This is a genomic window from Saccharomonospora iraqiensis subsp. paurometabolica YIM 90007 (genome assembly GCF_000231035.2).
GTDB classification, from domain to species: Bacteria; Actinomycetota; Actinomycetes; order Mycobacteriales; family Pseudonocardiaceae; genus Saccharomonospora; species Saccharomonospora paurometabolica.
The window spans coordinates 1-2,023 of the sequence record NZ_KI912254.1 but is presented as its reverse complement, the minus strand read 5'-3'; the positions used below and the strand labels follow the sequence as shown (position 1 = coordinate 2,023).

Sequence of the window (2,023 nt, the reverse complement as noted above, 5' to 3'; positions counted from 1 at the left end):
CGTCGGTACCTGCGCGACGGCGGCCCCGGCCACGGGTCCGCCTCCGGGCCGGCCGTGGTCGGCTCCGGGTCAGCCGTGGTCGGCGACGTCGGCCAGCACCGCCGCGATCGTGCGCACCGGGACGCCCGTGCCACCCTTGCCGGTGTAGCCCCACGGCGAACCCGTGTGGTACGCGGGGCCCGCGACGTCGAGGTGCGTCCACGGCACGCCCTCCGCGACGAACTCGCGCAGGAAGTGCCCGGCCGCGAGCATCCCGCCCCAGCGCTGACCGCTGACGTTGGCGATGTCGGCCAGCTTGGAGTCCAGGTCGGAGCGCAGTTCCTCGGGCAGCGGCATCGGCCAGCCGTTCTCCCCGGTGGCCTGCGCGAGGTCGGCCACCCGGTCGCGGAACTCCTCCTCGCCCATGATGCCGGGGGTGCGGTTGCCCAGCGCCACCTTCTGCGCGCCGGTCAGGGTGGAGGTCTCGATCAGGTAGTCCGGGTCCTCCTCGCAGGCGCGCACGATCGCGTCGGCCAGCACCAGGCGGCCCTCCGCATCGGTGTTGAGCACCTCCACGGTCCTGCCGCCGTACATCGTCAGCACGTCACCCGGGCGGTACGCGCTCGCCGAGGGCATGTTCTCCGCGAGCGGGATGTGCGCGACGACCTCCAGCGGGTACTTGAGCTTCGCGGCCAGCAGCACGGACGCGAGCACGGCCGCGGCGCCGGCCATGTCCGAGGTCATCTCGTCCATCCCGGTAGCGGGCTTGATCGAGATGCCGCCGGTGTCGAAGGTGATGCCCTTGCCGACGAGCGCGACCTTCTTCTTCGCCTTCGGGCCGCGGTAGCGCAGCCGCAGCAGGCGCGGGGGACGGGACGAGCCACCGCCGACCCCGAGGATCCCGCCGAATCCCTTGCGCGCGAGCGCCTTCTCGTCCAGCACCTCGACGTCGACGCCCGCGTCCTCGGCCAGCTCCCGGGCCCGGTCGGCGAACGAGCCGGGGTAGAGATCGTTCGGCGGCGTGTTGACCAGGTCGCGGGCCACCGTCACCGCCTCGGCGATGGTGCCCGCGGCCTTCAGCGTGGCCCGGTGGGCGCGGGTGGTGCCCTCCTCGGGGGCGGCGACGTCGAGCGTGCCGACCGGGGCGGTGCCGGGCTCGGACTTGTACCGGTCGAACGTGTAGGAGCCGAGCACGGTCCCCTCGACGGCGGCCTGCAGGTCCACGGCGGACAGCGTGGTCAGCGCCCGTGCGGTGCCCGCGAGGGCCCGCCCGGACGCGCCGGCGGCGCGGCGGACGTCCTCGGGACCCACCTCGGGTGAGCCCAGCCCCACGGCGAGGACGACCCCCGCGGGCAGCCTGCCGAGGGTCGGCAGCTTGACCGTCTCCTCGGCCTTGCCGGTGGCCCCCATCGTGGTCAGCACGTCGGCGAGTTCGCCGTCGAAGGCCGCGTCCACCGCCTCTGCCCCGGCGGCGAGTTCGAGACCGTCGGCCCCGCGCACGGTACCGACCACGACGACCTCGGCACGGGTCTTGGCCAGTGCCGCCTCGGTGTTCTCGGACAGGGACAGCTTCGGCACGCTCACGTCACGCTCCTCCGGTTGTGGCGTCGGCGGGGTGCGCCGCCCGGGTGGGGCGGTCGGGCACCCCCGGCATCTGGTGGGTCATGCTATTGCCGCCGTCGGTCGTTACGGGGAGGTAGGTGGGTCGGTGTCACTCGGGGCGGGCCTCGTGGTGGCGCTCGCCGTCGCCGCCTCGGCGGCGGGTCGGTGGTTGCTCGCCGGGATCGTGGCGGCCGCGGTGCTGGTCACGGTCGGGGCGCGGTTCGCCGGACGGGGGCCGACGACGACCGCGCCGGGAGGTGGCTGCGTGCGGGCTCGTGGGCGGCGGCACTGGTCGTCGCCGGTGTCGCGTTCGCCGCGTACCTCGGCCCGTCGATGCCCGTCCGGGGCACCGGGGCCGGGTTCGCCGCGGCCGGTCTCGTGGTCGGTGCGGTGCTCGCCGACGCGCTCGGTGTGCGGCCCGGTGTGCGGACACGCCGCTGGG

General features: G+C 75.0%; 1 protein-coding gene. It reads right to left on the bottom strand.

The window, feature by feature from the left end:
- Positions 1 to 69: 69 nt before the first annotated feature.
- Complete coding sequence (locus SACPADRAFT_RS0217945; protein ID WP_007027413.1) at positions 70 to 1,563, bottom strand: leucyl aminopeptidase; 1,494 nt, start codon at positions 1,561 to 1,563, stop codon at positions 70 to 72.
- Positions 1,564 to 2,023 lie beyond the last annotated feature (460 nt).